Here is a 7231-nt window from a genome sequence, read left to right on the forward strand (position 1 = left end):
ATCAAAATTAAGGAATATCATTTTTAGATTTCGACTTGTCATTTTGCATTTTGATTTCTAACTTTTAACTTGTAGTCCATGCCTCTTGCATGCAATATCTAAAACTGTATTTATAAGTTTGTTATAATCCATTCCAGCAGCCCTTGCTGCCTTTGGAAAACAGGAGTTATTCTTTGGGTCAGGGAGTATGCCCGGCAGGGGGTTGAGTTCCAGAATATAGGGGTTGCCGCTGGCATCCAGCCGCACATCTATCCTGCACCAGTCTTTTAGATCCAGCATATTAAATGCCTTTTTACAGATATCTTCTGTCTCTGTTTTCAGTTTTTCATCTATCTGTGCCGGACAGGTAAATATCTCCAGCGGATTATCAGGTGTATCCCATATCCACTTTGCCTCATAGGAATAGATTGGATTAACACCTTGAGGGAGAGTAGAATAATTTAGTTCTACAATGGGAAGGCAGTGAAGTTCATCACCATTACCGAGCATGGCAACTGTAAACTCCCGTCCTTCAAGAAACTCCTCAACAAGCGCAGGCTGTTTATATTCATCTAAAACCCATTTAATCTTTTTATCCAGTTCTCCTTCATTATGAACAACAGAATCATTTCTTATACCCTTGCTCGAGCCTTCATAAAGAGGTTTGACAATGAGGGGGAAAGAGAGTGGAGAGTGGAGAGTGGAGAGTGGAGAGTGAACTACAAAAAACATGGACGTGGGAATGCCGTAATATGCCAGCATCTCTTTTGCCCTTGCCTTATCAAGGCAGATACCGAGTGTCAATGGTCCAGAACCTGTATATGGTATCTCAAGCATCTCTAATATTGCAGGGATGTGAGATTCTCTGCTTCTTCCATGAATGCCCTCTGCAATATTAAAGACTATATCAGGTTTTTCATTTGCAAGTTTTAGATATGCATCTTTATCAGCCTCTATCAATACAACATCATGCCTTTCTGAAAGGGCATCTTTGACAGCAGATATTGTTTCCTCATCATCCCACTCGGCGTAGAAATCAGGTGGCAGACCTTCCCTTTTAACCCCTTTACTCTTGACATTGTATGTTACTGCAACCCTCATAGTATAAGCACAGCGGCAGCCACCACTGTTGTATACCTTCCATCGCTTTTGACAATTGCAGACTGTGTTATATTTGTTGTCTTAACTATCTTATCGCTTATTCTGTATATCTCCTTTTTCTCATCCCAGCCCAGATTTGCATCAAGTTCTATGCCCAGTGTTGATGCCAGCATTGCTGCTGCCAAGTCTTCAGCATAATCACCTGCTGCCTTATCTGTCTGCCCATAGGCATGGTGTTCACTTAAATATCCATACAATTTTCTGTCAGTTGGTATTGCACATCCGACAGATGATACTATGAGTCTTCTTGGCTCATTGCTGCAGCATCTTGACATTACACAGAATGTAACCTGCCCCGGAGAAAGCATGTTCAAGCCATGTGACCTTGATACAACTTTGCATGCAGGAGGAAATATGCTGGAGACTGCCACTATATTCAGTTTTTCAATGCCTGCGTCCCTGAGTGCAAGTTCAAAAGAATGGAGTTCCTCTTTATGAGTGCCCACCCCCTTTGTAAAAAATACCCGTCTGGGAACAAAATTCACTTTTTAAACCCTCCTTTGAAAGAAATATTAAAAACCAAATATCAAATATCAAAAATAAGGTATTTTATTTTACATTTTAATCTGTCATTTTAATTTTTGCATTTTTATTTTTAATATTTTCTACTACATATCCCATCATCTTGTAAACAAGTTTTGCAGTCATAAAGTCAGGCGCAACATTACCAGGTATAGGACACAACTCAACAACATCAAAGCCTACTACATTCTTCTTTTCAGCAACAGACCGCAGTAACCTTGTAACATCATACCAGTTTAAACCACCGGGTTCAGGTGTCCCTGTTGCCGGCATGATAGACAGGTCAAAAACATCAAGGTCAATGGTTATGAATACATCATCTGTAAGATTATTGCAAATATCCTTCACAGGAATGCTGCTTATAATATCCTTTGCAAAATAAGTGAAAATACCACAGTTTTGAGTTTTGAGTTTTGAGTTTTGAGTTTTCATTAAGAACTCCGCCTCTTCAACAGATAAACTCCTTATGCCAACCTGAACAATCGGGCATATTTCTATTATCCTTCTTGCGATGCAGGCATGATTGTAAGGACTTTCCTGATATTCATCCCTCATATCAGCATGGGCATCTAATTGTAAAACTGACATCTTTGGATATTTTTTTTTAAGCGCCCTTACAAGCCCGAGTGTTATGCTGTGCTCTCCTCCAAGCATTACAGGTATTTTATTCTGCCGTATAATATCATTGGATGCCTCATATAAAACATTCACCATGTCTTCGGGCCCTTTTGATGTAGGCTCAAGATACGGCATTGTATGAATCCCTGCCTTATATGCCTCTATACCAAGTTCCTCATCATACAGTTCCATGTGGGTTGAGGCATCAATGATTGCAAGGGGACCCTTTCTTGCGCCGCTCTGATAAGATGCTGTCATGTCATACGGAACAGGCAGGACAACGAACCTTGCATTTTCAGGAGATGCGGTCTTTTCATCAAGACCACCAAAGTTATGTGGAATCCCTACCACCCTAATACCCTCGCAAAGATAAGAGGTGCAACAATACTTGCATCTGATTCAATAATAAATTTAGGGGTATCTGTCCCTAATTTGCCCCATGTTATCTTTTCATTCGGCACAGCACCTGAATATGAACCATAACTTGTTGTAGAGTCTGATATCTGGCAGAAATATGACCAGAAAGGTGTGTCCTTCTTCTGCAAATCCTGCCTCAACATCGGCACCACACATATAGGAAAATCCCCTGCAATACCGCCGCCGATTTGGAAGAATCCAATGCCCTGCCCTTTGCTGTTGTTTATATACCAATCAGCAAGATATACCATGTATTCTATACCTGATTTAACTGTATTTGGTTTTAATTCGCCTGTTATGCAGTATGAGGCAAAGATATTTCCGAGTGTTGAATCTTCCCACCCAGGCACAATCATAGGCAGGTTCTTTTCACAAGCAGCCAGCAGCCAGCTGTCTTTTGGGTCTATCTCATAATACTGCTCAAGAACCTTACTTTTTAAAAGGCTGTAAAAAAACTCATGCGGCAGATAAGTTCTTCCATTATCATTTGCCTCTTTCCATAATTTAAAAATATGATGCTCTATCCTTCTTATTGCCTCGCCTTCAGGGATGCAGGTATCTGTAACCCTGTTAAAGCCATTTTGAAATAACTGCACTTCTTCCTGCGGTGTTAAATCCCTGTAATTGGGTATCCTTTTATAGTGTGAATGCGCGACCAGATTAAAGACATCTTCTTCCATGTTTGCGCCTGTGCAACTTATTATATCTACCTTGCCCTGTCTAATCATCTCGGCAAAGGATTTCCCAAGTTCTGCTGTGCTCATAGCACCTGCCAGAGTAACCATCATCTTGCCGCCCTTATTCAGATGACCTTCGTATGCCCTAGCCGCTTCAACCAGCGCAGCAGCATTAAAATGAAGGAAATGGGTTTCAATAAATTTTGAGATCGGTCCTTTTGTCAATTTACACCACCTTGATCTTCTCCAAACCTATTTAGATGATTTTGATACATAGATACTACTTTGTTTGCAAAATATCGCGGCACTCCCCTGCCCTCATTCATCATATCGTCAACATATGTGGGCCCGCTGTTATATGCGGTAAGGGCAAGGGCTGTATCTCCGAATCTCTTGTGCAAAACAGAAAAATAATAAATCCCCATCTTAATATTGATGTACGGGTCAAACAGGGTATGTTCCCCTTTCCATTCTATGTTTAAATCGTCGGCAATATACTTGCCAACATGCGGTCTTATCTGCATAAGCCCTATTGCATTCATATTTGACCTTGCCCAATTAAAGAATGAACTCTCTTTTTCTATAAGGGCGATAACAAACATAGGGTCTATATCGTAATTACTGCTCTCCTCAATAATAATCTTTGCCAGATTGATTTCTTCAATATGGCTCAGCCCTGTAGTATAGTTTCTCACAGTGTCAAGTGTGTATAAGTATTTTTTGTCTTGAGAGTAATCAAATTTATTAATCATACCCTTTCCATACAATGAGATACCTCCTGCAATCAAAACAGCAGTTATTGTAATCAATATATAAATATATTTCTTTAGACCCTTCATTTTTCTATACCCTTCATAGATTCTATTAAAACCTGTGCCACCTCATGTCTTGTAAATTCAACAGGCGGGATCTGTCCTGCCTTCAGCATCTCCCTTACCTTTGTGCCTGAAAGGATTATATGATTGCTGGAATCATGGGGGCAACTCTTATATGATGCCATGCTTTCACACCTTTTACAGTAAAATGTATGGTCAAAGAACATAGGTCTTATGCCGATTTCATCAGGGTCAAACTCGTCAAATATATAATGGGCATCAAATGAGCCGTAATAATTGCCTACACCTGCATGGTCCCTGCCAACAATAAAATGTGTGCAGCCGTAGTTCTTTCTGATGAGGGCGTGGAATATCGCCTCTTTTGGACCTGCATATCTCATTGCTGCAGGAAGGACAATGAGCGCAACACTATCCTTTGGATAATAATTTTCCATAAGCACCTCATAGCACTTCATCCGGACATCTGCAGATATATCATCACCTTTTGTTTCGCCTACAATCGGGTGTATCATAAGCCCGTCAACTGTTTCTAATGCACATTTCTGGATGTATTCATGCGCCCTGTGTATTGGATTTCTTGTCTGAAAACCAACGACCCTTTTCCATCCTTTTTCCTTGAAAAGTTGTCTGGTCTCTTTGGGGTCAAGCCGGTATTTTTTAAATGCATCCTGCTTTACCCTATGTATCACAGACACCTTACCGCCTATAAGTATATCACCCATCTCAAATACCTTTGCTACACCCGGATGTGCCAAATCCGTTGTGCCATAAACATGGTCAGATTCCTTTTCCTTATCATGTTCAAACTTCTCTTCAATATTCAGAACAGCCAGTATCTGCCCTTCTTTATTTACAAGGCTGACATCTTCACCCTCTTTTAAATCTTTTGCCTCACCCTTTGTAATAGAAAGTGTAATGGGGATTGTCCACGGTAAACCATTTGAGAGTTTCATGTTGTCCATAACACTATGGTAATCATCCTTTTTCATAAAACCTTCTAAAGGGCTGAATGCACCAATAGCGAGCATCTCAAGGTCAGAAGCCTCCCTGTCATTAAGAACCACCTTCTTCAGTTTCAGGGATTTTTCTGCGGCATCTTCCCTTTCCTTACCTTCCAAAATTCTGTTTACAAGTTTGCCGCCATGCGGCTCAATTAAACCTAGCATCTCTTTTGTTTCCTCCTTTTTTAGATACAGTGAATAGTATTTAGTGAATAGTAAAAACTGTTCACCATTCACTGATCACTACTCACTGTTTTGAACATGTATTCCGCACTCCTTCTTATCATCCTCTTTGCTAAACCACCTCCACCTGCCTGAACGGGGCGGTTCGCCTTTAGTAAGAGGTGTTGAGCATATTATGCAGCCAATAGAGTCATAGCCTTTGTCAAATAATTTATTGTATGGCAGATTATGTTCTTTTATATATTTCCATACCTTTGCCATATCCCAGTCAGCAAGCGGGGCAAGTTTTAAAATCTTTCTGCCGTCATCTTCAATAACCGCTGCCTTTGGCACACTCTTCCTGTAATCTGATTGGTCTTTTCTGAGTCCTGTTATCCAGACATCAATGGTTTTGAGCGCCCGTTTATTCGGTTCAACCTTTCTTATAAAGCAGCAGTACTCCTGCTTTGCCTTGTTCGTAAAGAAAAGATATTCACCGAATTTATCCAGCATATCTTTTAGTTTATTTTCAGCAGGGAAAAATCTTTCAACAGTCAAGCCATATCTTTCTTCAGTATTATTTATCGCTTCGTATGTTTCATGGTGTAAACGAAGGGTATCAATGGTAAAAACCCTGAATCTCTTTAATTCCCTGCTGGCAATATCTACAATCACAGTGCCTGTCAACTGAAAACTTGTGCCTATGGCACACCTATTCCCGAAGTTTTCAAGTGCCCACCTTATCAGTCCCTCCGCAGGCATGGCATTTAGTTGAGCCAGAGTTTCTTTTGTGATGTTATCTATTCTCATATAAAATACCGTTATACGGTCTTTCCTACGCATCACGCACACGCATCACGGTTTTTCTAAAACTTCACATACCCCTTTTTCTCCAGATAACCTATTATCGTCCTTACCGACTCTTCAACTGACATCTTTGATGTATCAATGGTTATCTCAGGGTTTAATGGTTCTTCATACGGCGCTGATATGCCTGTAAATTCCTTTACCTCACCTGCACGGGCCTTTTTATACAATCCCTTTGTATCCCTTTCTTCACACACATCCAAAGGACATTGGACATAGACCTCTATAAACTCTTTTTGCAAATTTCTTGCATTATCTCTGTCTGCCCTATACGGTGAAATAAAGGCTGTTATTGTTATAATATTCGCATCTGTAAATAGTTTTGCAACCTCGCCAATCCTTCTGATATTTTCAGAACGGTCCTCTGGTGAAAAACCAAGGTTCTTATTCAGACCGTGGCGGATATTGTCGCCGTCCAGTATATATGCCTGATGTTTATTTTCAAGCAGGGCATGCTCAAGTTCAACAGCGATGGTTGACTTGCCTGAACCTGAAAGACCTGTAAGCCAGATGGTCAAGCCCTTCTGCTTCATCAGTTTTATCCTGTCGTCTCTTGTAATCTTTCCGTGATGCCATTTTATGTTTGTTGCCTTTTGCTGTGTCATGTTGCCTCCTTTAAATACAGGCTATAGGCAATGGGCAATGGGCAATGGTTAATAGGTTTTTAACCCATAGCCTATAGCCCCTTGCCAATTGCCTGTCTTATTCCTCAAACACCTCTACCTTGCAAGCCGCCCTTTCAATTAGTTCATCTACCCTTGACCTTGAAAAGTATTTTAAAAACACTGACCGCTTTCTTTTCACTGCCACTGCTGTATCTACTTTGTATCTTTCAATCACCTCAATGGCCTTTTCAACAAAGTCGCCGTGTGTAGTAACCGCATCAAAGTCAACATTTTCCTCCATTGCATTGATCTGCACCTTGCCGATTTCTTCATATCCGCGCTGACGGTATTCCTTCATTATCGCCTCTGTCAACTGGGTTGATGGT

General features: G+C 40.7%; 9 protein-coding genes. All 9 read right to left on the reverse strand.

The features are described from left to right. Nucleotides 1-57 precede the first annotated feature (57 nt). The gene (locus tag HZC45_05650) at nt 58-1080 is read right to left on the reverse strand and encodes an ATP-grasp domain-containing protein (GenBank protein MBI5682632.1); all 1023 of its coding nucleotides are present in this window, start codon (nt 1078-1080) and stop codon (nt 58-60) included. Further along, a complete protein-coding gene (locus tag HZC45_05655) occupies nt 1077-1625 on the reverse strand; it encodes an arginine decarboxylase, pyruvoyl-dependent (protein ID MBI5682633.1) in 549 nt (182 codons plus the stop codon). The genes HZC45_05650 and HZC45_05655 overlap by 4 nt, the downstream gene beginning before the upstream one ends. A 76-nt stretch (nt 1626-1701) precedes the next feature. Next, nucleotides 1702-2631: an agmatinase gene (speB, locus tag HZC45_05660; GenBank protein ID MBI5682634.1), complete on the reverse strand. Its 930-nt coding sequence runs from the start codon at nt 2629-2631 to the stop codon at nt 1702-1704. Next, the gene (locus tag HZC45_05665; protein ID MBI5682635.1) at nt 2625-3599 is read right to left on the reverse strand and encodes a deoxyhypusine synthase family protein; all 975 of its coding nucleotides are present in this window, start codon (nt 3597-3599) and stop codon (nt 2625-2627) included. The genes speB and HZC45_05665 overlap by 7 nt, the downstream gene beginning before the upstream one ends. Next, nucleotides 3596-4213 (reverse strand): lytic transglycosylase domain-containing protein, encoded by a 618-nt coding sequence (locus tag HZC45_05670; GenBank protein MBI5682636.1) that lies wholly within the window; start codon nt 4211-4213, stop codon nt 3596-3598. The genes HZC45_05665 and HZC45_05670 overlap by 4 nt, the downstream gene beginning before the upstream one ends. After that, on the reverse strand, nt 4210-5376 hold the full coding sequence (sat, locus tag HZC45_05675; protein ID MBI5682637.1) for a sulfate adenylyltransferase: 1167 nt from the start codon (nt 5374-5376) through the stop codon (nt 4210-4212). The genes HZC45_05670 and sat overlap by 4 nt, the downstream gene beginning before the upstream one ends. 78 nt (nt 5377-5454) lie before the next feature. Then, nucleotides 5455-6183: a phosphoadenylyl-sulfate reductase gene (locus HZC45_05680; GenBank protein ID MBI5682638.1), complete on the reverse strand. Its 729-nt coding sequence runs from the start codon at nt 6181-6183 to the stop codon at nt 5455-5457. Between the two features lie 56 nt (nt 6184-6239). Continuing rightward, complete coding sequence (gene cysC, locus HZC45_05685; protein MBI5682639.1) at nt 6240-6845, reverse strand: adenylyl-sulfate kinase; 606 nt, start codon at nt 6843-6845, stop codon at nt 6240-6242. 97 nt (nt 6846-6942) lie between these two features. After that, on the reverse strand, nt 6943-7231 hold a 289-nt coding region (locus HZC45_05690; GenBank protein MBI5682640.1), incomplete at its 5' end, for a hypothetical protein.

This window comes from Deltaproteobacteria bacterium (genome assembly GCA_016223005.1).
Taxonomy (GTDB): domain Bacteria; phylum Desulfobacterota; class GWC2-55-46; order UBA9637; family GWC2-42-11; genus JACRPW01.

Coding starts and splice junctions, on each gene's coding strand:
- HZC45_05650 (MBI5682632.1), bottom strand. CDS start 1,080: ATGAGGGTTGCAGTAACATACAATGTCAAGAGTAAAGGGGTTAAAAGG.
- HZC45_05670 (MBI5682636.1), bottom strand. CDS start 4,213: ATGAAGGGTCTAAAGAAATATATTTATATATTGATTACAATAACTGCT.
- sat (MBI5682637.1), bottom strand. CDS start 5,376: ATGCTAGGTTTAATTGAGCCGCATGGCGGCAAACTTGTAAACAGAATT.
- HZC45_05680 (MBI5682638.1), bottom strand. CDS start 6,183: ATGAGAATAGATAACATCACAAAAGAAACTCTGGCTCAACTAAATGCC.
- cysC (MBI5682639.1), bottom strand. CDS start 6,845: ATGACACAGCAAAAGGCAACAAACATAAAATGGCATCACGGAAAGATT.